19 protein-coding genes are annotated in these 26,850 nt (G+C 60.8%); 1 reads left to right on the top strand and 18 read right to left on the bottom strand.

Going from position 1 to position 26,850, the window contains the following annotated elements:
- Positions 1-94: 94 nt before the first annotated feature.
- The 5 genes from DWQ09_00155 to DWQ09_00175 are packed head-to-tail and all read right to left on the bottom strand — an operon-like array spanning position 95 to position 4,214.
- A complete protein-coding gene (locus tag DWQ09_00155; protein KAA3630480.1) occupies positions 95-898 on the bottom strand; it encodes an ABC transporter ATP-binding protein in 804 nt (267 codons plus the stop codon).
- Between the two features lie 10 nt (positions 899-908).
- Complete coding sequence (locus tag DWQ09_00160; protein ID KAA3630481.1) at positions 909-1,697, bottom strand: ABC transporter permease; 789 nt, start codon at positions 1,695-1,697, stop codon at positions 909-911.
- On the bottom strand, positions 1,697-2,035 hold the full coding sequence (locus DWQ09_00165; GenBank protein ID KAA3630482.1) for an anti-sigma factor antagonist: 339 nt from the start codon (positions 2,033-2,035) through the stop codon (positions 1,697-1,699). Before DWQ09_00165 ends, DWQ09_00160 begins: the two co-directional genes overlap by 1 nt.
- A gap of 39 nt (positions 2,036-2,074) precedes the next feature.
- Positions 2,075-2,515, bottom strand: coding sequence for an ATP-binding protein (locus DWQ09_00170; GenBank protein ID KAA3630483.1), 441 nt, complete (start codon positions 2,513-2,515; stop codon positions 2,075-2,077).
- A complete protein-coding gene (locus DWQ09_00175; GenBank protein KAA3630484.1) occupies positions 2,502-4,214 on the bottom strand; it encodes an HDOD domain-containing protein in 1,713 nt (570 codons plus the stop codon). Before DWQ09_00175 ends, DWQ09_00170 begins: the two co-directional genes overlap by 14 nt.
- Before the next feature lie 155 nt (positions 4,215-4,369).
- Here DWQ09_00175 and DWQ09_00180 point away from each other — a divergent pair, with 155 nt between their 5' ends.
- Positions 4,370-6,700 carry an alpha/beta fold hydrolase gene (locus tag DWQ09_00180; GenBank protein KAA3630485.1) on the top strand — a complete coding sequence of 777 codons (2,331 nt, stop codon included), beginning with the start codon at positions 4,370-4,372 and terminating at the stop codon, positions 6,698-6,700.
- On the opposite strand, the gene DWQ09_00185 is transcribed toward DWQ09_00180, so the two are convergent.
- From DWQ09_00185 to DWQ09_00245, 13 genes are all read right to left on the bottom strand, one after another.
- Complete coding sequence (locus tag DWQ09_00185; GenBank protein KAA3630486.1) at positions 6,692-6,892, bottom strand: hypothetical protein; 201 nt, start codon at positions 6,890-6,892, stop codon at positions 6,692-6,694. The genes DWQ09_00180 and DWQ09_00185 overlap by 9 nt on opposite strands.
- 124 nt (positions 6,893-7,016) lie before the next feature.
- A complete protein-coding gene (locus DWQ09_00190) occupies positions 7,017-9,644 on the bottom strand; it encodes an EAL domain-containing protein (GenBank protein ID KAA3630487.1) in 2,628 nt (875 codons plus the stop codon).
- A 171-nt stretch (positions 9,645-9,815) separates the two neighbouring features.
- The gene (locus DWQ09_00195) at positions 9,816-11,441 is read right to left on the bottom strand and encodes an ABC transporter ATP-binding protein (protein ID KAA3630488.1); all 1,626 of its coding nucleotides are present in this window, start codon (positions 11,439-11,441) and stop codon (positions 9,816-9,818) included.
- Positions 11,442-11,627: 186 nt separating this feature from the next.
- Entirely contained in the window at positions 11,628-12,653 is a 1,026-nt protein-coding gene (locus DWQ09_00200; GenBank protein KAA3630489.1) for an ABC transporter permease, read from the bottom strand.
- 111 nt (positions 12,654-12,764) lie between these two features.
- Positions 12,765-13,886 carry a microcin C ABC transporter permease YejB gene (locus DWQ09_00205; protein ID KAA3630490.1) on the bottom strand — a complete coding sequence of 374 codons (1,122 nt, stop codon included), beginning with the start codon at positions 13,884-13,886 and terminating at the stop codon, positions 12,765-12,767.
- A 137-nt stretch (positions 13,887-14,023) separates the two neighbouring features.
- Positions 14,024-15,865, bottom strand: coding sequence for an ABC transporter substrate-binding protein (locus DWQ09_00210; GenBank protein KAA3630491.1), 1,842 nt, complete (start codon positions 15,863-15,865; stop codon positions 14,024-14,026).
- A gap of 174 nt (positions 15,866-16,039) precedes the next feature.
- Positions 16,040-17,380, bottom strand: coding sequence for a phenylacetate--CoA ligase (locus DWQ09_00215; GenBank protein KAA3630492.1), 1,341 nt, complete (start codon positions 17,378-17,380; stop codon positions 16,040-16,042).
- A gap of 426 nt (positions 17,381-17,806) precedes the next feature.
- The gene (locus DWQ09_00220) at positions 17,807-18,358 is read right to left on the bottom strand and encodes a hypothetical protein (protein ID KAA3630493.1); all 552 of its coding nucleotides are present in this window, start codon (positions 18,356-18,358) and stop codon (positions 17,807-17,809) included.
- On the bottom strand, positions 18,351-20,519 hold the full coding sequence (locus DWQ09_00225; protein KAA3630494.1) for a molybdopterin oxidoreductase: 2,169 nt from the start codon (positions 20,517-20,519) through the stop codon (positions 18,351-18,353). Before DWQ09_00225 ends, DWQ09_00220 begins: the two co-directional genes overlap by 8 nt.
- A gap of 291 nt (positions 20,520-20,810) precedes the next feature.
- A complete protein-coding gene (locus DWQ09_00230) occupies positions 20,811-21,683 on the bottom strand; it encodes a helix-turn-helix domain-containing protein (protein ID KAA3630495.1) in 873 nt (290 codons plus the stop codon).
- A 70-nt stretch (positions 21,684-21,753) separates the two neighbouring features.
- A complete protein-coding gene (locus DWQ09_00235; protein KAA3630496.1) occupies positions 21,754-23,076 on the bottom strand; it encodes a phenylacetate--CoA ligase in 1,323 nt (440 codons plus the stop codon).
- Between the two features lie 48 nt (positions 23,077-23,124).
- Positions 23,125-24,585, bottom strand: a complete 1,461-nt coding sequence (locus DWQ09_00240; protein ID KAA3630497.1) for an indolepyruvate oxidoreductase subunit beta family protein — start codon at positions 24,583-24,585, stop codon at positions 23,125-23,127.
- Positions 24,586-24,692: 107 nt separating this feature from the next.
- The gene (locus DWQ09_00245) at positions 24,693-26,849 is read right to left on the bottom strand and encodes an indolepyruvate ferredoxin oxidoreductase (GenBank protein ID KAA3630498.1); all 2,157 of its coding nucleotides are present in this window, start codon (positions 26,847-26,849) and stop codon (positions 24,693-24,695) included.
- Position 26,850: the final 1 nt, after the last annotated feature.

Consider the following 26,850-nt stretch of genomic DNA (forward strand, 5'->3'; position numbering starts at 1 on the left):
TCAAGCGTTGCCTGCATCTGCAGGTGTTGTCGGGTATGTCCGATGGTGCCAATCGTTTCGCCGCCTGGCAGGGAGTCGAGCGCGGTCATATCGTTTACGGACGTCCTGTCAGACGCCGCAGGTAGGCGTCGACATCCGGTTCCAATTCACGCGGCAGGCGGTTGATCAGGCCCTGAATACGTTCGTGATCGGAGTTGCGCACCTCGTCGACACTGCCGGTCAGGAGGATTTCACCATGATCGAGCACGGTGATGCGATCGGCGATCTTGAAAGCGCTCTCCAATTCATGGGTCACCACCACGATAGTGATATTGAGCGCACTGCGCAGTTTGAGGATAAGCTCGTCCAGTTCCGCCGCGGCGACGGGGTCGAGTCCCGCCGAGGGCTCGTCGAAGAAAAGCATTTTCGGATCCATGATCACGGCCCGCGCCAGAGCGGCGCGCTTGATCATGCCCCCCGAAAGTTCAGCGGGTTTGAGCTTTTCGAAGCCGGCCAGATTGACAATTTCGAGTTTCATGCGGGTCATGATTTCAATGGTGTTGCGGTCGAGCCGTGTGTGCTCGCGCAGCGGCATGCTCACATTTTCGCCGACCGTCATCGAGCCGAACAGCGCACCGCCCTGGAAGGCGACCCCCATCTCCTTGCGCAGGGCATCGAGTTCGCGACCGCTCATGCGGGTGATGTCGCGCCCCAGCAGGCGGATGCTGCCCGATGTGGGATGGGCAAGCCCGAGCAGATGCCTGAGCAGTGTGCTTTTGCCCGATCCGCTGCCGCCCATGATCACCATGATCTCACCGCGATGAACGGTGAGATTGATCCCTTTGAGGATCTGGCGTTCACCGTAGTGGGTGACCAGGTCCGTGACTTCGATCAGCGGTTCGCGTGGCGGAATCGTCATGCCCCGGTATCTAGCGATTGAGGAAGTAGGTGAAGATCATGTCGGAGACCACGATGCCGCTGATGGAGAGCACCACCGCACGGGTTGTCGCACGGCCGACACCCTCGGCACCGCCACGAACCTGAAAACCGTTGGCCACACCCACCAGCGTGATGATGACTGCAAACACCATACTTTTGACCAGGCCCTGGTAGATGTCCTCCGTGGTCAGCACCTCGAGCGTTTGCGAGCCGTAGACGCTTAGCGAGTTGCCCAGTTCGGCGGCGGTAAACACGCCGCCGCCCAGCAGCCCCATGAAGTCGGCGAGTATGGTGAGTGTTGGAACCATGATCAGCATCGCCAGCAGCAGGGGAGCAGCAAGATAGCGCACGGGATTGACGCCGATCACCCGTAGCGCATCGATCTCCTGCGACTCATGCATGGTGCCGATGCGCGCCGTGATCGCCGATCCCGAGCGGCCGGCCACCAGAATGCCAACGATAAGTGGCGCAAACTCGCGCGTCACCGAGAGTGCAATGCCGACCACCACCTGCGCCTCGGCGCCGAACTTCTTCAATGTTTCGATACCCTGGATTGCGAGCATGATGCCGACGGCGAAGGAGAGTACCGCAACGATGGGGATAGCCTGGACGCCGATCTGCATCGCCTCGCGAAAGACACTGTCGAGGCGTACCGCCTGACGTCGCGAAGCGCCGAAAATCAGCCAGTAGAGACACTCGCCCAGCAGCGTGGTGATATAGCCGAGCTCTTCGATCGCCCCGTAGACGCGCCTCCCCAGTTGTTCTACAGCGGTGCGCATCAGCGTTCCAGAGGTTCCTGAAGCCAGTCGGTAATGGAGCTGCGGATGGCGAATACCTTGTCGAGCCGCGCCAGATGCAGCACCTGCATGGCGGTATCACTGACGCCGGCCAGCCCGAATACCCGGCCCTGCTCGCGCGCCAGCTGAAACCCCTCCACCAGGGTTGCAACGCCTGAGCTGTCGATATACTTCACAGCCGAGAGATCGATCAAGACATGTGCGCTGGCACGTACGTGATGCAATATCTGCTTGCGAGCCTGTGGCGATTGCTGCAGATCCACATCACCGGTGAGCGCGATGACTGTGAATTGCCCCTCCACGTGTACCGGGTACTCCATTGACCTACTCCTACGCTTGTGACCAACAGCCTATCGGATCTAGCCTCCATCGGCTATCGCGGGTGGGTACCGTTTGCGCATTTCCAACACGTTACCGCCATCGGGCGGGGGTGCGGGGTAGCGGATTTCGTCCATGATCTTATGGATCAATGACAGACCCAAACCACCGGGTCGCACTTCGGACAAGTCTCGCGGTTGCAGCGTGCTGGTGTCCACGGTTGGTGCAAAATCGATAATCCGGAACGTGAGCCAACCCGATTCGCGCTCCAGCATCAGCACCATATCGCCCGATCGCTGTGCCCCGTAGGCGTGCTGAATAACGTTCATACAGGCCTCGTTCACCGCAACCACCAATTGATGCCGCGTATCGCCATCGACCCCGGTCCCTTCCAGCGCGTTCTGAAGCTGTTCGCGGACGACTTTCAGCGCCGCGGCTTCGGCCGGCACGCGGAGCGTGAGAAGCTGTTCAACCCTGCCCATGGTGATTGCCCACCATCAGTATCGTCATGTCATCGTGCAGCGCCTCGGGTGTGGCGCGCAACTGCTGGACGATTCGCTCCACGCGATCGCGCGGGGCCTGGGATTCCGAGGTGGTGATCATCTCCACCAATCCCTTAACGCCTAATGCCTGTCCGTCGATACGCTTCGCTTCGGTGATGCCATCGGAGACGATGACCAGTGTGCCGCCGTCCAGACTGACCTCGCCGGCCGGGAAATCCATCCCCGGCACTATTCCCAGGGGTGGTGCCTGAGCACCGAACGACTGCCTCAACTTGGTACCGCGGAACAAAAGCGCCGGCGGATGGCCGGCATTGGCGATGCGGATGGTGCCCCGCGAGGGGTCATAGAGCCCGGCAATCATGGTAACGAACATGCCGCGAATGGTGGTTTCGCAGATTTCATCGTTGATCTGGGTGAGCAACTGCGCCGGATCGTGAATGCGTTTACCCAGGCAGCGGAACAGGCTGGTGGTCTTGGCCATCAGCAAAGCGGCGTTCATCCCTTTACCGGATACGTCGCCCAGGTTGAAGAAAATTTTGCCGTCGGGCAGGCGGAAAAAGTCGTAGAAGTCACCGGAGAGGTCACGTGCCGGGACATTGACGCCGACGATCAGCGCATCGTCCAGCGGTGGCGGCAACAGGCTGCGTTGGATCTCGCGCGCCATCTCGATCTCGCGGTCGAGTTCCGCGGCCAACTGATCGCGTTCGCGCAGGGTCTGTTCCAGACGCCATGTGAGTTCCTGATAGCTCAGGTTCTCCTCGCTGAGCCGCAGGTTGGCCTCGCGCAGAATGTCCTGGAAATCGCTTTGCTGGGGAATTGTCAGGCTGAGGGCCGCAGCGGCTTCTTCCACCGTCTCCGGCACCGCTATCAGCAGCTGATCGGCGGTGTGCGAGTCAAAATCAAAGTGCTTGCGGAGTAATTTGCGGCACCTGTCGATGACGTGGGTCTTGTCCTCGACCGAATAGACCGCGGCCAGCCAGTCGGCGCAGTAGAGTATGCGACAACGGGTCTCTATCTCTTCGGGCGCTGCCGTCCCGCAGTGGTGATGCTGGTCGAGCAGGGCGGCTATCTCCTCGGGCAAGCCCCACTGTCGAGCCAGGTAGGCGGCCACCTGGTCGTGAGTCACGCCGAAGTGCTGCTGTTCAAGCGCGTAGCGGTTGTCGGGATCGGCTGCAAGGATCTCCGGCAATTCCTCCAGCCGTTCGGGCCAGCGCATGAACATGACCAGCAGGCCGCAGTCCTGAAGCAGCCCAAGGGTAAAGCACTCGTCGGCGTCCTGACCGAGCGCTTTGGCCAGCAGCCGGGCACTGGTGGCACGGCGTAATGCATCCTCCCAGTGATGCGCGGGATCGAGGCCGGAGATCGCATCCGGACGCAGGGCATCGCGCACGGCGAGGCAGAGTCCGAGGTTGCGCAACGCCCGGTTTCCCAGCACGGTAACCGCCCGTTTCACCGACGTCACTTCCCTGCCCAGGCCGAAAAAAGGCGTATTGACCACGCGCAACAACTCCGCGGTGAGCGTCGCATCCTGGCATGCCAATTCCGCCAGTTCATCGGTGGTGACATCGGCGCGCGTACAGGCCTGAATCAGTGCCATGGCAGCTTGACGCGGTTGCGGTAGGTCGCGCGGACGAATTTCGCTCAGCAGGTTGAGTGCGGTCGGGTTTTCGGTTGTCATAGTGTCAGTATGGCGTCCTGCGTAGGTTTTTCCTGCCTGCACAGCCGGTGAGGAGCAGGGGACTGTTAGGTATCGGCAGGTGACTGGGTCTACTCTATAGGGAACACGCGGTGTAAAGTCAAAGCACGATCACAGACTATGCGTCAGTCAGAATAATGGAGTCGACGTTTCATACAGAGATAAGCCCTTCCACCTACGAGTGGTCGGTAAGGGCGATCACTACCATCAAGAAGCTGCTGAAGGTCAATATCAAACTTCATCACAGCGAAGGCCAGATCGCCAACGGCCAGATCTTTCTTTTCAATCACTTTGCCCGATTCGAAACCTTTATTCCTCAATACCTGATCTACCAGGAAACCGGCGCCTACTGTCGCTCCATCGCTTCGAGTGAGTTTTTCAAGGAAGGCGATGTCTTTTCCAACTACCTCCTCAGCCTGGGCGCCGTACCCAACAAGCATCCCCGATTGTTGCCGTTTCTCGCCGAGGAGATCCTGCGTGGACGCAAGGTGATCGTCTTCCCCGAGGGAGGCATGGTGAAGGATCGTCGGGTACTCGATAAACAGGGGCGTTACAGCATCTATTCGCCGACCGCGCGTGAGCGCCGTAAACACCACACCGGGGCGGCACTGCTGGCGCTGGCGCTCGATGCGCTGAAGGCTGCGATCAACAATGCCTTTCAACACGGAGACGACGCCCGTATCGAGAAATGGATGGCGCATCTGGGGCTGGAGCACGAGAGCGATCTTCTCAAGGCGGCACGCAAACCCTCGCTCATCGTCCCGGCCAATATCACCTTTTACCCGATTCGCATCGGCGGCAATCTGCTGCATCGGGGAGTGGAGCTGGTGTCGCGCGGTTTGAGCCGGCGTCTGACCGAGGAGTTGCTCATCGAAGGCAATATCCTGTTACGTGATACCGACATGGATATCCGACTCGGTGACCCGGTGGATCCTGCCTCCTTTTGGAAGCACTGGGAACTCAGCCTCTTTCGCCACTTCACGCGCAATATCGAAAATATTGACCAGATGCTGGCTCTGTCGCGCAACGGCGAGCGCTGGACGGATCGGGCCGCCGCGCGGTGGTTGCGTAATAAATCGCTGCGTATTCGCAACCTCTACATGCACCGCATGTACGAAGGCGTGACGATCAACCTGAGCCATCTGGCCTCGAGTCTCATCATGCAGTTGATCAATCGTGGCGAAACCCGCTGTAAACGCGAGGTGTTCGACCGCATCGTCTATGTCACGCTCAAAAAACTGCAGCAGGAACCTACCGTGTATCTGCATCGCAGTCTGCGCAACCCGGACTGTTACCGCAGCATGGCCGCCGGTCAATGCCAGGGTATCGAGCAGTTCTTCGCCGTGGTGAGCGAAGCCGGATTGGTGCAGAGGGACGAGTCTTACTACCACTTCCTTCCCAAGCTGCGCGAGGAGCACGAGTTTCACAGTATCCGGCTCGAAAACCCGATTGCGGTTTATGCCAACGAGGCCGATCCGATTGCCGCCGTTTCGACAGCGTTGCGGACAGCGCAGAAAACCGTCGGAGAACTGACTCCGCAACAACTCGCGGTCTACTATTTCGATGATGAGTGCGTGAGTTACACATGGGATCGCGCCCAATACCACAAGCCGCGGCACGCCGCCATCAATAGTCAGGAGACCGCGAGCGAAAGCGGCGAACCCTTCCTGCTGCAACCGTCGCAGCCGCGCCCCCTGGGCATCATGCTGGTCCATGGCTTTCTTGCCTCGCCTGCCGAACTGGCCGAGTTCGGTGCCAAACTGGAGGCGCAGGGCTACACGGTGCTTGGCATCCGCCTTAAAGGCCATGGAACGTCGCCCTGGGATCTGCGTGACCGGGAATGGGAGGATTGGCTGGCGTCGGCAAGGCGCGGTTACGAGATTCTGTCGCAATTGGTCGAACGGGTGGTGATCATAGGTTTCTCTACGGGAGGCGCATTGTCGCTGTTGCTGGCATCCGAGCACCCGCATCGCCTGGCCGGGGTATGCGCGGTGTCGGTGCCGCTGCGGTTCCGCAACCGCAACATGATTTTCGTGCCCTTGCTGCACGGGGCCAACCGGGTGGCGAGTTGGCTCCCCTTGTTCGAAGGCATCATCCCGTTTCGACTCAACGAATCGGAACATCCTCGCATCAATTACCGCAATATACCGGTGCGGGGACTCTACGAACTGCGGCTGCTGGTCGATCAGGCGGAGAAACGTCTGAAGGAGGTCACGTGCCCGGTGCTGGTGATGCAGGGCGATGAGGACAAGGTCGTCGATCCGAGGAGTGCGGAGATTCTTATGATGAAACTGGCGTCGCCGGCAAAAAAACTGCACGTGATTCCCTCTGAACGCCACGGGATTCTGAATGAAGACATCGGCGACACGCACGAGATCCTCGTGGGTTACTTGCAGGCGTTGGAGAGCGGTGTCGTATACACCGACGCCGATATGGATGGCGCCGATTTGGTTCCCGGCTTAGCGTGATTGCTGATCGGCCTCCCTGTCGCGCCGGCTGAATGCTTTGCGAATCTCCTCTTCGGCGCTGCGCGCCTTCTCGATCGATTGAGTCTGCGATTTCCAGATGTGGTCGCGTTTCGAATCGGCGGCTTTGTCCTGGTCCGAGCAGCCGGTCAGCATTACGACGAATGTGATGACAGCGAGCGTCAACGGGTGCATGGTTGGTTCCTCCCCGGCGAAACCCCTTTAAACTAAGCATACGGCAAAATGGTTTGCGATGTGCACAGGCGGTATGGGCGCAGGCGCAGCGAACGCGTTGATCCCGATCGAGGGACAGAGTCTCTCAGTGGCTGTTCAACAGGCCGTTGGGATTGCGCAGGAAGCGCTCGAACACGGCAGCCGCAACCGGGCGTCCAAATCGGTAGCCCTGGATACAGTCGCAATCCTCCTGGCGCAGAAACTCCTCCTGCTCACGGGTTTCGACGCCTTCGGCAATCACCACCATCTGCATGCTGCGGCCCAGGGCCATAATGGCGCGGGCGATGGTGGCATCGTTTTCGTCGCCCGGTATCTCGTGAACGAACGATTGATCGATCTTGAGTTTGTCGATGGGCAGGCGCTTGAGATACCTCAACGACGAGTAACCGGTACCGAAATCGTCGATGGCCAGCGAGACGCCCAGTTCCTTTAGCGCATCGAGGGTTTCGACAACCTGCGCGCGCCGGCCCATGAAAACGCTTTCCGTAAGTTCCAGTTCCAGTCGGTTTCCGGGAATTCCGGCAGCGGTCAGGCAGTCGCGAACCGTTTGTACAACGCTGCCGCGCATGATCTGCATGGCTGACAGGTTCACCGCTATCACAATTGCGGGAAAACCCGCGTCATCCCAGAACCTGGCCTGAGTGCAGACGGTGTCCAGTATCCAACGCCCGAGCGGTTCGATAAGTCCGATCTCCTCGGCGATCGGAATAAAACGCGCCGGGCTGACCATGCCCAGTTCCGGATGTCGCCAGCGCACCAGCGCTTCGGCGCCGACCAGCGCTTCGCGGCGCAGGCAGTATTGCGGCTGGTAGTGGAGTTCGAACTCCTTGTGCTCGAGCGCGCGCCGCAGGCTGGTTTCCAAAGCCAGGCGTTCGCAAGCTTCTTGGGTCAGCTCCCTGGTATAGAACTGGTAGTTGTTGCGGCCATGGTCCTTGGCGCAGTACATCGCCGAATCAGCGTTCTTGAGCAAAGTGTCATTGTCGGTACCGTCCTCGGGGAAGACGCTGATCCCGATGCTGACGGTGATAAACAGATCCTGATTGCTCAATGAGAAGGGTGTTTTCAACGCGTCAATGACCTTCTGAGCGACCGGGACGATGTCGCGCGCATCTTTCACATTCTCGAGGATGATGGTGAATTCATCGCCCCCCAGGCGGGCGACGGTATCGTCCTCGCGCACGCAGAGCTTGAGGCGGGCTGCAACCTGGCAGAGCAGTTTGTCCCCAGCGGGGTGTCCCAAGGTGTCGTTGACGTTTTTGAAACGGTCGAGATCCAGAAACAGGACAGCCACCATGGTTTGATCGCGGTGACCGCGATGCAGCGCGTGGGAGAGCCTTGCTCCAAAAAGCAGTTTGTTGGGCAGGTCGGTGAGGGGATCGTGATGAGCGAGACGCTGGAGGCGTTCCTGCGACTCCTTGATGGTGGAGATATCGGTGAAGACGCCCACGAAGTTGACGATTTCGCCTTTCTCATCGTAGACGGCGTTGATGCTCAACCATTCCGGGTAGATCTCACCGTTCTTGCGCCGATTCCACACCTCGCCGCGCCAGTGTCCGGTGGCTTTGATCGATTCCCACATCGCCTGATAGAAAGCGGCGTCGTGGCGGCCGGATTGCAGCATGCTGGGATTTTTACCGATCACCTCTTCGCGCCGGTAGCCGGTGACCTGACAAAAGGCGGGATTGACGTCAACGATCCCGCGGGTCGCATCGGTGATGACGATTCCTTCCGAGGTCGCCTCGTACAGTTTGGCATACCGGCGCAGCTTTTCCTGAGTGATCAGGTTCTGGGAGAGATCACGAAAGATGCCCTGAATGAGCCGCTGGTCTCCCAGTTCGATGACGGTCGCGCCGATCTCCACCGGAATGCGGCGGCCGTCTTTATGCACCAGCAGCGCGTCGGTATGGACCGTGTGTCCCGCTACTCCATTCTCGGCGAATCTGGCGCGGTGGTAGTGAGCCAGTTCCTCGGGATGGAGCAGGGTCTGCGGTTGGCCCACCAGTTCCTCGCGAGTGCGACCGGTCAGTTGCTGGGCCTTTTGGTTGACTTCGAGGAGAATGCCGGTGCTGGCATCGGCCACCAGGATGGCGTCGCTCGCGCCTTCCAGCAAAGCCTGGTAACGCTGTTCGGAATTCGTCAGGGCATCCTGGGCTTGGACTCTTGCCTCCGTGTTGCGGGCGTTCTGCATGGCAATCGAGGCGGCTGCAGCCAGAGTCTCAAGCATCATCTGGTCATGGGCGTCGAAGGGACGGTAGTCGCGGGTGTTGTGGATTTCGAAACTGCCGAGCAATTCGTCATCCGCGGAAAGAATCGGACAATTGAGCAGGTTATAAATCTGCAGGGCTTCACGAATCTCGGGAATGACGTGCGGATCGGTAGCGGCATGGTTGCTCAGGTAGGGACGCTTGGTGAGTATGACCTGGCCCGGAACTCCGTAGCCTGGCGCGAAGGTAAAATCGATGCCGCGCCACTCACCGTTTGCCAGGTAGTGTTGGAACGCCATGTGCTGACCGTTCATGACGCCGGCAGCACCGCAACCGGCATCAGTAAGCTGCAGCGCCACCTCTACCAATCGTTGCAGTATGAGGGGAATATCATTGATCCGGTTGATCTCATGAACCGCCGTAGCCAGCAGTCGAAGATGCCGGCTGTGTTGTTCCAGACCACGACCGACATCTGCCAGATCGACTGGGTCGACCAGTCTCTGATCCATACCGCACTGCCCCTTGCGCCCTGACAGCCGCACCCCCGGTGGCAAATACGCGATCCTCGGGGTGTCGTCCTGCCAATCCTGTTATTCATGACTTGTTCACTAGGTAGTCTAGCACCACATGTCATGACAGATTCACACCAGAGATCGTTGCTCGCGAAATAATTGCGCATATCACGGAACGAGGGTCTCTAGCTGGAAGGCCGCGGCCATCAGGGCCTGGGTGTAGGGGTGTTGAGGCGCATCGAAGATCTGTTCGGCGCTTCCTTGTTCGACAACCCGACCATTTCTCATCACGATCACCTCATCGCTGAGCGCGCGGACCACTTTGAGATCGTGACTGATGAAGAGGTAGGCGAGGCGGTGGCGCTGCTGCAGTTCCCGCAGCAGATCGACAATCTGAGCCTGCACCGACATATCGAGTGCCGACGTCGGCTCATCCAGCACCACCAGTCGCGGTTTCAGCACCATGGCGCGGGCGATGGCGATACGCTGGCGTTGACCGCCGGAGAACTCGTGCGGATAACGATGGCGACTGGCGGGATCCAGTCCCACCTCTTCGAGGGCCTGAACGATGAGCGCCTCGCGCTCGGCGTCATTTGCACCAAGCGCGTGCACGTCCAGTCCCTCGCCGATGATCTGTCCCACCGACAGGCGCGGACTCAGACTGCCATAGGGATCCTGAAACACCACCTGCAGTTCGCGGCGCAGCGGCCGCATAGCCTTGTTCTTCAGTCCCTGCAGTTCGCGACCGTTGTAACGAATCCCCCCGCGACTGCGCTCCAGACGCAGCAATGCCATGCCAAGCGTGGTCTTGCCCGAACCGCTTTCGCCGACCACGCCCACGGTATGTCCCTCCCTGATGGTGAGGGATATGCCATCAACGGCTTTGATATTGTCGATCGTACGTCGTAGCAGGCCGCCTTTGATGGGGAACCAGACTTTGACATCCTCGGCGCGCAGGATCTCGCTGGCTTCTGCGGGGCGTCGACCCGGGTGGCCCCTGGGCTCGGCGGCGAGGAGATGTCGGGTATAGGTGTGTTGCGGCGTAGCGAACAGGGTGTCGCGATCCGTGCTCTCTACCAACGCCCCGTTTTGCATGACACACACATGATCCGCAACCTTACGCACGATACCGAGATCGTGGGTGATCAACAGCAGCGCCATGCCCAGTTCACGCTGCAGATCCTTCAGCAGCTTCAGGATCTGCGCCTGGATGGTGACATCGAGTGCGGTCGTGGGTTCATCGGCAATCAACAGATCGGGCTCGTTGGCCAGCGCCATGGCGATCATCACCCGTTGACGCTGTCCGCCCGAAAGCTGATGCGGGTAAGCGTCGAGGCGTTGCTCGACGTTGCTCAATCCCACCAGGTTGAGCAGTTCCAGGATACGGGTTCGCGCCTGTTTCGGGGTGAGGCCGCGATGCAGTTGCAGCGTTTCGCCGATCTGTTTTTCGATGGAGTGCAGCGGATTGAGCGAGGTCATGGGTTCCTGGAAGATCATGCCAACCTGATCGCCGCGGATGGCGCGCATCACCGGTTCCGTCGCGCCGACGATCTCCTGCCCGCGGAGTTGAATGCTGCCGCGTGGGTGTTTGGCGAGCGGGTAGGGGAGGAGCTGCAGGATTGACAGTGCGGTGACCGATTTCCCCGAACCGCTCTCGCCGACCAGTGCCAGCGTTTCGCCCTTGTCGATGTCGAACGACACATTCCGCACGGCCTCCACGACACCGCCGGGTGTGTCGAAGGTGACCGCCAGATCGCGGACCTGTAGCAGTTTGCTCGAAGGGTTGGTGGTCATGGAACACGGATCTCAACGCCAAGACGCCAAGACCGCAAAAGGTATTTGTCACTCATCCTGGCGACCTCTGCGTCTTCGCGAGAGATACCATTGGGTTCGTGAGCGAACTGCCCTTGTCGGGAAACACGGAATTCTCCTTAGCGACAGCACCTCTTCGCATTTTGGCGTCTTGGCGTTGAAAGCTTTTCATAATCTTGTCTTGCGCGGATCAAAGGCGTCACGCACCGCTTCACCGATGAAAATCAGAAGACTGAGCATCACCGCGAGCACGAAGAATGCGGTAAATCCCAACCATGGCGCCTGCAGATTGTTTTTGCCCTGATTGAGCAGTTCGCCGAGTGACGGTGAACCCGGCGGCAGCCCGAAGCCGAGGAAGTCGAGCGCGGTCAGGGTTGTAATCGAACCGTTGAGGATAAAGGGCAGAAAGGTGAGCGTCGCTACCATGGCGTTGGGCAGGACGTGGCGATACATCACCATCCCGTTGCTGACACCCAGGGCGCGAGCCGCTTTTACGTAGTCGAAGTTGCGCGCGCGCAGAAACTCGGCACGGACGACGCCTACCAGCGACATCCAGGAGAAAAGCAGCAGCAGTCCCAGCAGCCACCAGAAATTGGGCTCCACCACGCTGGCGAGAATGATCAGCAGATAGAGCTGCGGCATGCCCGACCAGATCTCGATGAAGCGCTGAAAGATGAGATCGGTCCAGCCGCCGAAATAGCCCTGAACCGCACCTGCTGCGACGCCGATGATCGAACTCAGAATGGTCAGCGTCAGTCCGAACAGCACGGAGATGCGGAACCCGTAGATCAGGCGCGCCGCAACGTCGCGCCCCTGGTCGTCGGTGCCCAGCCAGTTGTTGGCCGAGGGTGGCGAGGGAGCCGGGACCGTGAGCGAGAAGTTGATGCTGTCGTAGCTGAACGCCACCAGCGGCCAGACGATCCAGCCCTTCTCGTTGATCAGTTCGCGTACGTCGGGGTCTTTGTACTCGGCCTCGGTTTCCAGGAAGCCCCCAAAGTCGGTCTCGGGATAGGCCTTGAAGACAGGCATGTAAAGCCCGCCGTCGTAGTAGACCAGGATTGGTTTGTCGTTAGCGATGAACTCGGCAAACAGCGACAGGAAAAAGAGCACCAGAAACAACCACAGCGACCACCAGCCGCGGCGGTTGGCGCGGAAGCTGTGCAAACGGCGTTGGTTGAGTGGGCTCAAACGCATGATTGAATTTTTTCAACGCCAAGACGCCAAGACGCCAAGACGCCAAGATCGCAAAGGTTGCCATTGAAAGAAATCTCTTTGCGCCCTTTGCGTCTTGGCGTTGAGTGCTTTTTATACATCCCGGCTCTCGAAGTCGATGCGCGGATCGATGGCGACGTACATCAGATCGCCGATCAGGTTGAGGATCAATCCGAGCAGCGTGAAGATGTAGAGCGTGCCGAACATGACGGGATAGTCGCGCTTGATGGCGGCTTCGAATCCCAGCAGGCCCAGGCCGTCGAGCGAAAAGATGATTTCGGTGAGCATCGCTCCGGTGAAGAGTATGCCGATAAACGCGCTGGGAAAGCCCGCGATAACGATGAGCATCGCATTGCGGAAGATGTGGCCGTAGAGCACGCGATTCTCGGTGAGGCCTTTGGCGCGCGCGGTCATCACATACTGCTTGTTGATCTCCTCCAGAAATGAGTTTTTGGTGAGCATGGTCAGTCCGGCGAACCCGCCGATCACCATGGAGACGATGGGCAAAGTGATGTGCCAGAAGTAATCGGTGATCCGCTGCGGCCACGCGAGTGTCTCCCAGTCTTCTGAGATCAGGCCACGCAACGGAAACCAATCCAGGTAACGGCCGCCCGCAAACAGAACGATCAGCAGAATGGCGAAAAGAAAACCGGGTATGGCGTTGCCGACGACGACCACCATGCTGCTGGCGGCGTCGAAGCGTGTTCCGTCCCTGACCGCCTTCTTGATGCCGAGCGGGATGGAGATGAGATAGACCAGCAGCGTCGTCCACAGTCCCAGTGAGATGGAGACCGGCATCTTGTCGATCACCAGATCGATCACCGAGCGGTCACGGAAAAAACTGTCGCCGAAATCGAAGCGCAGATAGTTCTGCATCATCAGCCAGAAGCGTTCATGCGCTGGCTTGTCGAAGCCAAACTGCTTCTCGATCTGGGCGATGAATTCCGGATCCAGCCCCTGCGCGCCCCGGTACTTGCCTTGCGTTTCGCCGCCGCCGGGAGTCGCCACTTTCCCCTGGCCGGTGCCACCGCCTGTTTCACCCCCGGCGCCGCCGCTGACGCGCGCCGTAGCCTCCACCGAGAGGCCCTGTACCTGCGCGATGATCTGCTCCACGGGCCCGCCGGGTGCTGCCTGTACGATGACGAAATTGAGCACCATGATCCCGAACAAGGTCGGGATGATCAGCAACAGGCGGCGAAAGATATAGGCAAGCACCGTGGTCTACCGCGCAGCCGGTTGGAATCGCGTAGGAGCGGCGGAAGCCGCGAATGAATTGCGAGGTATCGCGAGACAAAGCCCAATCATAATCGCGGCTTCCACCGCTCCTGCGCTTGTGTTCGATGGGGCGTCCATCAGCGCGCCACCGATTTGATGCGACCTTTGAGACGCGCCTCTTTCACCGGGTCGACCCACCAGGTGTTGAACTGTGCGCCTTGCAGCGGGGTGATCTCCGGTCGCCCGAACTTGTTCCAGTAGACGAGGCGATCGTAATCGATGTGCCAGTGGGGGATGACATAAAAGCCCCATTGCAGAACCCGATCCAGAGCGCGCACGCGGGTCACCAGGCTCTCGCGGTCGGGCGCCTTGACGATCAGGTCGATGAGCGCATCGACCGCCGGATTCTTGATGCCCGCAAAATTGCGGCTTCCCGGTTGCTCGGCGGCCGGCGAGGACCAGAAGTTGTGCTGTTCGTTGCCGGGTGAGAGCGACTGTCCCCAGACAAAGACGAATAGATCGAAATCGAAGGTTTCGAGCCGTTTGATGTACTGTGCGGTGTCGATGGTGCGCACGCGCGCCGTAATGCCGAGTCGCTCCAGCGTCTGAATAAAGGGTAGGGTGATGCGTTCGAACAGGGGGCTCACCAGCATGATCTCGAATTCGAAGGGATCGCCGGCGGCATTGCGCAGTTTTCCCTCCTGGATCGACCAGCCGGCCTCTTTCAGCAGATTGACGGCGATACGGAGATTCTCGCGGATGCGTCCGCTGCCGTCGGTCCCCGGAGGTTGGTACTCCTCGGTGAAGACCCTCCGCGGGAGCTGGTCGCGATAGGGTTCGAGGAGTTGCAGCTCGGCGGGGCTGGGTGTCCCTTTGGCCTCCAGTTCGGAGTTCTGGAAATAGCTGCGGGTACGGGTGTACTGACCGTAAAACAGCGTTTGATTGGAGCGTTCGAAATCGAAGGCGTAGGCGAGGGCCTCGCGTACCCGTGCATCCTGAAACAGCGGGCGGCGGGTATTGTAGACGTAACCCTGCATGCCGGCCGGACGGTCGTGTCCGATCTCCGCCTTGACCATCAACTTGTCGGCCACTTCGGGAATCTCGTAGGCGGTCGCCCAGTGCTTCGATGAGTTTTCGTTGCGGAAATCGAACTCACCGGCCTTGAAGGCCTCGATCACCACGGTGGCATCGCGGTAGTAGTCGTAGCGGATGACATCGTAGTTGTCTTGCCCGATGTTGACCGGAAGCGACTTCCCCCAGTAGTCATCGACGCGACGGTAGACGATGAAGCGTCCCGGCTCCAGCGAATCGATTTTGTAAGCACCGCTGCCCAGCGGTGGTTCGAGGCTGGTTTTGTTGAACTCACGTCCTTCCCAGAAGTGTTTTGGCAGTATCGCCTGCTCGCCGACGATCAGCGGCAACTCGCGGTTCTCGCCGTTGGCGAAGGTGAACTTGACGCGATGCGTGCCCAGCTTCTCCACCGCGCGGATATCCGTGTAGTAGTACTTCAGCTGCGGTGCGCCGTCGCGGCGAATAGTCTCGAAGGTAAAGATCACATCATCGGCGGTGACCGGCTTGCCGTCGTGCCAGCGGGCCTCCTGGCGCAGAGTGAAGATGATCCAGGAGCGGTCCGCGGCCAGTTCCATGGACTCGGCCAGCAGGCCGTAGCGGGTGAAGGGTTCATCAGCCGAGGCGGTGGTCAGGGAATCGTAGAGGCTGCCGATGCCGTCGGCGGCCTCGCCCTTGATGATGAAGGGATTGAGACTGTCGAAACTTCCTATGGAGGCGAGGCGCACCGTTCCCCCTTTGGGGGCATCGGGATTGACGTAGTCGAAGTGTCTGAAATCGGGTCCGTACTTGGGCGCGCCGTGCATCGCCAGTCCGTGGACCCTGACGGTCTCCGCGGCACCGGAGGCGAAGGGCGCGAGGAGGGCAGGTAACAGCAGGACAAGCAGACGCAGATGGCAGGGGGTTCGCATTACAGCCTCTTTTTCGTTGTGGGTGCGACCGGAGTTGGGCCTAGTGTAACCAAATCAACTCGGTGCGCGCAGGGGCGCGAGTCTCCCCTATTAGGTGCGGTGCCGGGAGGACGGTTCCCCAAAAGCGCGACGCCCGCACACCGGGTGCGGGCGCTGAAGGGAGACAGGAGGGGATCAGTTCTTGCGCAGATCGCGCACGCGTACCGCCTTGCCCTGGGAACGCGGTACCTCGCCGGGCCGCTTCATCTCCACGGTGCAGGTGACGCCGATCAGTGATTTGATGTGGTGACGGATTTCCTGCGCCAGGGCGGGATAACCGCTCGCGGCGGTCTGCGGGGCGGCCTCGACTTCGACGGTGAGATCGTCCATCGAACCCTCGCGACGCACCACCAGTTGATAGTAGGGGGCGATGCCCGCGAAACCCACCAGCACCGCCTCGACCTGCGAGGGATAGAGATTGACGCCGCGGATGATCAGCATGTCGTCGTTGCGCCCGGTGACGCGCAGGATGCGCACATGGGTACGACCGCAGGCACAGGGCTCATCGGTCAGGCGGGTGATATCACGGGTGCGGTAGCGGATCATCGGCAACGCCTGTTTGGTGAGGGTGGTGATCACCAGTTCACCCGATGCGCCCATGGGCAGCGGTGCGCCCGATTCGGGGTCGATGATCTCGAACAGGAAGTGATCCTCCCAGCCGTGCAGCCCGGCGCGTTCTTCCATGCACTCGGCGGCCACGCCCGGCCCCATGATCTCCGACAGGCCGTAGTTGTCGGCGGCGCGTATCCCCAGACGCCGATCGAGCTCGGCACGCAGCGCTTCGCTCCACGGTTCGGCGCCGAAGAAGCCGACGGCCAACGGCGTCGCGCGCAGATCGACCCCCATCTGCTCGGCGACTTCGGCGATGTTGAGCGCGTAGGAGGGTGTTGCGCAGAGCACGCGCGCCCCGAAATCCTGCAGCAACAGCACCTGCTTTTCGGTATTGCCGCCGGACATGGGAATCACCGTGCAGCCGAGACGTTCCGCGCCATAGTGGCTGCCCAGGCCGCCGGTGAACAGGCCGTAGCCGAAGGCGTTGTGGACGATATCGCCGGGCCGGGCGCCGCTGGTGGAGAGGGTGCGTGCCATCAGATCGCACCAGGTGTTGAGGTCGTCTCGCGTATAGCCGACCACGGTCGATTTGCCGGTGGTGCCGGAGGAGGCGTGCAGGCGCACCAGTTGCTCGCGCGGCACGGCGAACAGGCCGAAGGGGTAGGCATCGCGCAGATCGCTCTTGACCGTGAACGGGAAACGCCGCAGATCGTCCAAGGACTCCAGATCAGAGGGTGTCACTCCCGCCGCTGTGAATTTTTCCCGGTAGCGGGGAACATTTTCATAAGCGTGAGGCAGCAGATTTTTCAGCCGCTGCAACTGCAGAGCGGCCAGATCGGAGCGCGGCAGCGTCTCCAGTTCCGGCTGGTAGTAATAACCGTCTCGGGTGCCGGGATTGATCCCCAGTCGTGCGGTCGATGCCATGTTTCCTCCCCCTCGGTGCTGTGCGGGAGCGGTACGCAGCGCGACGTACCGCAGAGCACGTTGCGTGGTTTGGCCGTTCCCCCGTTCCTGCTTCGTTGGCAGGATCGATTTCAGTTGATGCGACTCGCCCCTCGCGGTGTTCCTTCTCCCCGGGACGGGGGAGATGAGGGGGAGGGTTTGATTAAAGCGTTTCCCTCACCCCAGCCCTCTCCCAACGGGAAGGGAGAGACAACGAATCGCAGCTTTTTCGACTTCTCGGGTTCTAGGGATCCTCTGATCAAGTCGTGTTCAGCGATTCTGCAGCCCAGAAGCGACGATTTCGGCGTTGGAAAGCTTGGCAATAACTGCCTATTACGCGCGCTTTCCGCCTTGAACTCGTCGCTTCTGGACAACACTCTCATCTAAACAGACTTAATCAGAGGTTCCCTAGTTGATCGTCCGGTATTTCATGCGGATCTCTGCCGGATGTTCCTGGGCTTCGCCGCGCCGCCTGCGACGTTTCGATTCGATGATCGAGGCGATCTCCTTCGGATCACCGAAGTAAATGCAATGCCCCAGGCAGATATTGTCGGCGCACGCCGGTATCAGTCCCTTTTCTACCCGATGATGGCAGAGATTGCACTTCTGGGTGATGTTTTCGCCGTGATTCATGGTGATCGCCCCGGTGGGGCAGGCATCGACGCAGATCTCGCAGCCGATGCACTCGTCGTAGTCCATCACCACGATACCGTCGTCGCGCGACTCGATGCAGAACACCGGGCAGACCTCGATGCACGGGTGACCGTCGCAGAGCGAATGGGTGCAGGCGTTGACGTTGTAAGTGAAGGCCAGTTCGCCATCGACCAGTTTGGGCCCGTCCTCCAGCACATCGATCAGCTTGACGCCGTGGTCGGTGTTGTTCTCCTGCTTGCACGCCACCTCGCAGGCCAGGCAACCCCAGCACGCCTCGTGATCGATGATCAGTGCCAGCTCACCCATGGCTGCTGCCTTCCTGGTTCTCGGAACGATAGATTTTGCACAGCAGGGTACGCACGCTGGTGGCCCCCATGGCCGGATCGCAGGACTCGTAGGAGTTGTCGGTCAGCACGTTGATGTTGGAGTCGTTCCAGCCGTGGCCGGGATCTTTCTTCTCCGGGTACCACCATGCGTGCTGCGCGCCGAGCACCTGGGGATGGATACCGGAGAATATTTTGGCACGCTGCTTGGCTCTGCCGCGCAGTGATTCGATGGTCACCCAGTCGCCCTCTTTGATGCCGAGCTGTTTTGCAGTGTCCGGGTGAATCTCGATGAAAGGCTCGGGGCGTTGCTCGCGCAGCCACGGTGACTGAAAGTTTTCGGTGTGGAAGTAACCCGGCGAGCGGGCGCCGGTCACCAGGATGTAGGGGAACTCCTTGAGCAGCTCGGGCGTGCTTACGGGACTCTCCGACGGTTCGCGGTAGCGGGGCAGCGGGTCGTAACCCCACTCCTCGAGTTTGGTGGAGTAGAGTTCGAACTTGCCGGTGGGTGTTGAGAAACCCTTGGTCTTGTACTTTTCGTAGCTCATCTCGCCACGAATGTACTTCATCTCCTTGAACTCTTTCCAGGTGATGCCCATGGGTTCGAGGATGTAGTCCAGTCCGCCTTCGAAATTGTCCCACCAGTGCTCGCCCTGGCCGACGCGGTGCGCCAGATCGTTGAGCATCTCATGGTCGGAACGGCACTCGGCGATCTCGACGACTTTGCGGCGCGGCAGGATATAACCGTGACGTTTCCAGAAATCCGCGACGTAGTCCATCTCCAGCCAGGTGGCGGCCGGGAGTACGATATCTGCCAGCTCTGCGGTAGGGGTGATGAAGAAGTCCGCCACGGCCATGAACTCCACCTTCTCCAGCGCCTTGTAGACCTCCTGCGCGTTGGCGCGGGTCATCACCGGGTTGGAGCTGATGAAAAAGCACATCTTCACCGGGTAGGGCTCTTCGTCGATGATCGCATCCCACACCGCCTTGGGATTCATGATGGCGAAGTTGTGGGCCAGCTTGAAGCGGTCGCCGCCGAGGCGTTTGGCCTTCTGCTCCGCGGAGATCTCTTTGTGGGCGCCGAACTGCCCGACGTTGCGTACCTTGGGCGTCTTGAACAGCACCTGTCCGCCCTTGCGATCGATGTTGCCCGTGAGCCCCATCAACGCCATCAATGTGCGGTTGTTGTCGGCGCAGTTGATCTGCTGCTCAATGGCCACACCCCATTGGATGCCGGCCGACTTGGCCGTGGCGTACAGGCGCGCGGCCGCGGCGATCTTCTCCGCCGGCACCCAGGTGATCTCGGCCACCTTGTCCAGCGGGTACTCCTTGACGCGTTCGACGAAGGGTTCCCAGCCGTGCACGTGGTTGGCAACGAATTCTTTATCGTAAAGTTCTTCCTCGATGATGCAGTGAAGCATGCCCAGCGCCAGTGCCGTGTCGGTACCGGGACGCAGCTGCAGCCACAGATCGGCGCGCGCGGCGAGGCGCGTCATGCGCGGATCAACCACGATCAGCCTGGCGCCTTCCTCGATGGAGACCGACAGCGATTCGCCCTTGTATTCATCCGAGTTGCCGATGACCAGGTTGTTGCCCCACACCATGATGCATTCCGGATGGTTCTCGTAGTCGACGATGGGATTGGAACCGCAGGTAATGATACTGGTGGAGATACGCGGGCCATAGCAGAGGTGCCCGGCGGTGAGCACGTTGGGCGTGCCCAGCAGATTGGCGAAACGGTAGATCACCGCTTCGTTTTCACGCCCGGTGCCGTAGCCCATGACGATGGATTCGGCGCCGAACTCGGCCTTGTAGCCGTTGATTTTTTCAGCGATGGTATCCAGTGCCTCGTCCCAGGTGATCCGCTCCCACTGGCCGCTGCCCTTGGGGCCGATGCGCTTGACGGGATGCAGCAGACGATCCGGATGATAGGCGATCTGCGTGGTCGCCAATCCTTTGCTGCACAAGGTGCCGTGCGCGATGGGACACTCCGGGTCGCCCGCGATCTTCTCCACCTTGTTGTCCTTGGTGTAGATCAATACGCCGCAGCCGCCGTGGCACATACGGCAATGACTCTTGGTGACGGAGTCGTAGCCATAGACCTCCTGCTCACGCTCGGCGTTTGAGTATACGAACTCGACCATTCTCGATACCCCCTCCTGTTCTTTCCAGGGACTAACTTAACCACTCGCGGCGTATGGGGGAATGGAATAATCGGCGTTAGGCGGGTAATTATCTGCAATTAGCCAGCGTTGGATTGGTATCAGATAGGTAGGGCGCAATCCCCTTGCGCCTTCGGGATCAATAGGGACAGGGACAGAGACATTGATTCTGTGGCAGCACGGTGAATTCACACAAGCAACGGTAGATCAATGACTCCGACCCCAGTGACGGACCCCATTGACGCCCGATTCCTTGATTTTGGCAGCTTTTCCTCAGCCGGCTTTGAATGCCTGCGGTGATGTCTTGGCATGCCTCCGAAACACTTTGCTGAAGTAGGAGGAGTCTGAAAAACCGAGCTGCTCGGCGATTGTTTTGATCTTCATATCAGTGAAGCGCAGATTGCGTTTGGCCTCCAGTATCAGACGCTCTTCGATGATCTGTTTGGCGGTCTTTCCCAGGTGTTGTTTTACGGCTGCCGAGAGTTGCCGTGGGGTTGTGGCAAGCGCTTGTGTGTAGAATTCGACGTCATGATGTATCGTGTAGTTGGCCTCCAGCACGGTTAGGAATCTGCTGAGTAGAGAATTGTCGGCCTCGCTGTTCTCATGCGCGGTTGCGCTGTCATAAAGCAGCCGCTCTATCTTGATGAGCAGCGCTTGCAGGAGATGCTGAAGGACGGCAACGTCGGCCGTTGGATACGTGTGCTCATACTCTTCGTCAATCAGTTTCAGCAGCTGTTTGATGGATTGCGAATCCTTCTTATCGATATGCAGCGCGGGCAGCGTTTGAACGTTGTTGAACAGCGCGTGGTAGAAACGGCCTGCCGGTGTCGCCGAGTCGGGAAGAAAATCATCGGTAAAGCTCAAGACATAACCGTGAATTCCTTTCGCTTCCAGGAAGCAGTGCACCTGACCCTGCGCGATCAGGTAAACAGTGTCGGGGTGTATCGCGAGGCGTTTGCCGTCGATTTCGTGCTGGCCAGCTCCGGAGGCTACCCAGATCAGCTCCTGAAAGTTATGGCGATGGGGTCGTTCGTTTTTCACGACTTGTGGTCGTGGATAGTAGAGATCGCGAAGTCTGCGAATTTGGAAGGCGACCGGTTGCGCCCTGTCCAGGTCGATATGTGGAATCTGAGGTGAACCGGTCATGGTGAATCAACGCTAGCTTGTCATGCGGCCTCTGACGCGTTTGCGACGCGTCAGAGGTATCGCTGGGCCGTTACTTTTTACGCAGATCCTTGACACGCACCGCCTTACCCTGGGAGCGCGGCACCTCGCCGGGCTTTTTCATCTCGACTTTGCAGGTCACACCGATCATCGATTTGATGTGGTGACGCGCCTCGGCAGCGACCTCGGTATAACGCGACGGATCGGTCTCCGGCAGCGCTTCCGCTTCCACCGTCAGGTCGTCCATGTTGCCTTCACGCCGAACTACCAACTGATAGTAGGGAGCGATTCCTTCCTGGCCCACCAGCACCGCTTCAACCTGCGAGGGGTAGACGTTGACGCCGCGGATGATCAGCATGTCGTCGTTGCGCCCGGTGACCCGCAGGATGCGCACGTGGGTGCGGCCGCAGGCGCAGGGCTCGTCGGTGAGGCGGGTGATGTCGCGGGTGCGATAGCGAATCATCGGCAGCGCCTGCTTGGTGAGCGTGGTGATGACCAGTTCGCCGGTGTCGCCCATGGGCAGCGGTTCACCGCTTTCCGGGTCGATGATCTCGAACAGGAAGTGATCCTCCCAGCCGTGCAACCCCGCCTGGGCTTCGCAGCACTCGACCGCCACGCCCGGTCCCATGATCTCGGAGAGGCCGTAGATGTCGACCGCCTTGATGCCCAGGTGCTGCTCCAGTTCGGCACGCATGGCGTCCGACCAGGGTTCGGCGCCGAAGATGCCGATGGCCAATGGGCCGGAGCGCAGATCGATGCCCTCCTGCTCGGCCAGTTCGGCGATATTGAGCGCGTAGGAGGGCGTGGCGCAGAGGGCGCGGGCGCCGAAGTCCTGCAGCAGCACGATCTGCTTTTCGGTGTTGCCGCCGGACATGGGTACGACCGTGGCGCCGAGCCGCTCGGCGCCATAATGGGCGCCCAGGCCGCCGGTGAACAGCCCGTAACCATAGGCGTTGTGGATGATGTCGCCGGGGCGCACACCGGTGGCGGCCATGGAGCGGGCCATCAGATCGGCCCAGGTGCCGATATCGTCGCGGGTGTAGCCGACGACCGTGGGTTTACCGGTCGTTCCGGACGAGGCATGGATCCGCACCACCTCCTCGCGCGGTACGGCGAACAGGTTGAAGGGGTAAGCATTGCGCAGATCGTCCTTCACGGTGAAGGGCAACCAGCGCACGTCGTCCAGATCGTTGACCTTATCGACCGGCAGGCCACAGGCATCGATGACCTGGCGGTAATGTGCAACGTTCCGGTAAGCGCGGCGCAGGGTTGTCTGCAGGCGTTCGAGCTGTAACTTCTCCAGCTGGTCGCGGGGCATGGCCTCCACTTCCGGCTGAAACATATAGCCGTCGCCTCCTACCTTTTTGTCACTCATCGGCTCCCCTCCAATTTGTGCGTTTCGAATTGTACGTTTCGAACTAGTTTACGAATTTTGGCCTATGACAGCACGGTAACCCGCATCGGGGTTGTCGCGAGCCGCTTTCAATGCCTCGCCAACGGCGGATCTTGTCGCCTCGGGTCGCGCCTGCAGATTCTCCGCCCAGCCGGTGAAGAGCCCGTCCAGGCACTCGATGCCGCGTTCGCGCACCTGGCCGTAACCCCTTGCCCAGACTGCCAGTTCAGCCACCTGACAGGCCAATCCGTAATCGTAGGCAGTGGCTGTGGTTACCGCCGCCAGCCATTGATCGATGGCGTTCTGCTCGCGGGCGAAGCCCACGCTGCGCGGCCGCCAGGGGCGCAGCCCGGCAAGAAAGCGTAACGCGGCGTAGCCCCAGGCCGATGTGGTGGGCAGCCGCAGCGAACGGCCGGCGGGTTTGCCCGGCGCGGGATCGCGGATCAGCCGGGCGAGCCGGGGCGGCAGGATCATGCGGATCTCCGCAGGGCCCGGTTTGAGGAATTCGGCCACCCGCAACGGCTCGCCGCCTATTGCGCCGACCTCGTCGCGAATCCTTGCCAGGCGTCCTGCGCGGGTCTTCAGCTGGGCGACGCGGATCACATCCTCGTAGCTCATCCAGGCGGCGAGCCGCCGCGCCACCTCCTGTGAGAGGCGGTAGGCATTCCCCTCGCCACCGTGCTCGGCGTCGAGCGCGATAACGGGTAGCAGCCGATCCAGGTAGCGCTGGGCGTAATCGGTGTTCTGGTAGTCGATCAACCGTGCCAGGCCATGTCCGACCATGGGCCGCAGCGCCGCGGGCAACTGATCCAGCGCCTGGCGGAAGGCGTCCGGCACAGGTTGGAAGATTGCGCCAGGGGGTGCAACCGCCGCCGTGTCGTCTTGCCGGGCCAGAGCATAGCCGGTTTCAAAGGCGCGCAGATTGGCCTCCACCGCCACCCCGCGATGACGGATCGCATCGCGGTAACAGTCGGGTTCTATGGGCAGGCTGCCGCTGCCGGCAATCGCTCCCAGCATCACCGCATTGATGGCCGCGCCGCCTGTATCGACCGCATCGAGGCGGATCAGTCGCCGTGCAGCACCGCGCAGGGCCTGCAGGATCGGCATAGGATCAATGCTGCCATCACCGGCAATCACCTTCTCGGCAGTGCTGAAAACACGCAGTGCCGTGCTGATGACCGTTGTGTTGGCGGTGACCAGGCCTTGATCCAGGGCGCGACCCGCCTCGGTGGGCTCCATGGCAGCCACCAGGTCCACATCACCGGCGCTGGGGAAGAGCGAGAAGATGGGGTGGCTGGCCGGATCGCGCTGCGGGAACAGCTCGAAGTAGTAGGTCGTGGCGCCGGTGCGCTGGGCGACGCCGGGAATCGAGGTGCCCTGGGCGGGATAGCCGGCTTCACGGGCCGCCTCCACCAGCCAGTCGGCGAGCACACCGCCACCCTGGCCGCCAAGAGCGCCGATGAGCACGGTAAGGGGACGGTCAGGCGTCATAGGTCACCTCGGTTTGAATTGAATGGGCCTCGCGTCTTGGCGCGAGACAAAACTCAAACGAATCGCGGCTTTCGCCGCTCCTACCCATGGTGTGAGCGTATGAGTCACTATGAGGCCCCCATCATTTTGAGCAACCTGGCGGAAACCCCGGCGCGCAACCGCTGCCATCGGTTGGGATTGCTGATCTTCTCCGCCCGGTAGAAGGAGGGGCAGAGCGTGGCCCCTTGCGCTGCGGAGCCGCATAGTCCGCAGGCCACGCAACTCGCCTCGACGTACGCCGTGGGACCATCCTTGAGCGGATCCAGCGCTGCTTTCAAGGTAAGCGACGGGCAGCCCGAGAGACGCATGCACGAGTGATCGCCGCTGCAGACATCGGCATCGACCCCGAAGCGTGCCTTGGCCACGGGCTTGCCGGCCTTGGCCAACTCCGCGCTCTTGCGTTTTTCGCGGCGCTGACGGGCCAGCATGCACTCCTGGTCGGAGATGATGACGCGCAGTTCCGGGCCGCGTCGCGCCAGGGCCTCGCGCAGCACGCCCATGGTTTTGGTGACATCGTAGGCGTCGACACGCTTGATCCAGCGCACGCCCATGCCGCGCAGCGTCTTCTCAATGGAGATCTCGCGCACGTCGCCCCACGGGGTTGAACCGCTGGAGGGGACATGTTGCTGGCCAGTGGCCGAGGCGTAGCCGTTTTCAAGAATGATCAGCACCGCATCGTGACCGTTCCAGAAGGCGTTGGCCGCTCCTGTGGTGAGGCCGCCGTGCCAGAAGCCGCCGTCGCCCATCACCGCCACCGTGGGCTGGTCGAGGGCACGCCCCACGGCACCGCCGCTGGCGAGACTCAAACCGTAACCCAGGACCGAGCTGCCCATGTTGAAAGGCGGCAGGGTGGCAAAGGTGTTGCAGCCGATATCCGAAGAGATGTGTATCGGCCCGGTCTCGCGCATCAGCAGTTTGAGCGCGGTGAAGAGCGGGCGCTCGGGGCAGCCGGTGCAGAAACTGGGCGGGCGTTGGGGAATCTCGCCCGGTGACAGGGCACGCGCCGCGGCGACCTTCTGGGCGCGTTGCGCCTGCAGGGCACCGGCCGTTTTGCCGAGATCGGCGGGTGCCACCAGGGCCATCCAGGCAGCCAGCCCGTCGCGTACCACGTCGGCGACGTACTCGCCTGCTTCGGGCAGCACGTTCTTACCGGAAATGCGCACCGGGATGCCGGATTGCTGCGCCAAGGTACAGACCTGCTGCTCGATGAGCGCCGGGTTGCCCTCTTCGACGATCAGTATTTCGTCCTTGTCTTGAAGAAAATCGGTGATCTGCCCGGGTACCAGCGGGTGGATGGCGTTGAGTACCAGCAGCGGGATGTCGGTATTGCCCAGGGCATCGGCTGCGCCGAGCAGGTGCAAGCCGCGCATGACGACCGTGTACGTGCCTCCCTGGAGGATGATGCCCACGCGCTTGCGTTTGCCGGGAAACAGTTCGTTGATGCCGTGGTCGACAATGAAACGCTGCGCGGCGGGCAGACGCTCTTCGAATTTGGCCTTTTCCTGCAGATAGGTGGAGGGGGGCAGGACGATACGCCCGAAGTCGTAGCGCACCTCGCGGATCGGGTTCTTGGGGCCGAAGGCCGGCGCCTGGTTCGCCTTGCAGACGAAGGAGCCGGTCAGGTGTGCGGCGCGGATGCGCAGCGACATCATCACCGGCAGATGGCACGCCTCGGAAAGGGCGAAGGCCTGCTCGGTTGTTTCGACCAGCTTGGGCAGGTGATAGCGCGGGTCGAGCAACGGGATCGAGGATTTGAGCGCCGTGGGGTGGGTACGCTCCTGAATGACGCTGGCGCCCTCGCCGTAGTCTTCACCGATGATGATCAATGCTCCGCCGGTGACACCGGCCGAGGCGAGGTTGGAGAGCGCATCGGAGGCGACGTTGGTGCCGACGATGGATTTCCAGGTCACCGCCCCGCGCAGCGGGTAGTGAATGGAGGCACCGAGCAGCGCCGCGGCACCGGCCTCACTGGCCGAGGCCTCGAACTGCACGCCCAATGGTTCCAGCACCTGGGAGCGGCAATCCGCCAGCACGTCCATCAGGTGCGAGACCGGTGCTCCGGGATAACCCCCTACGTAGGCGACGCCGGACTGCAGCAACGCCTTGGTCACGGCAAGGATCGCCTCGCCGTGGAAGGTCTCACCCGCGCCGAGGCGCAGCTGCTTGACCTGATTCGCAAACGAACGTTCCGCGCCACCGGTGGCGCGGGCTGCCTGTACCGCCATA

It is taken from the genome of Pseudomonadota bacterium, from assembly GCA_008501635.1.
In the GTDB taxonomy this organism is placed as follows: domain Bacteria; phylum Pseudomonadota; class Gammaproteobacteria; order QQUJ01; family QQUJ01; genus QQUJ01.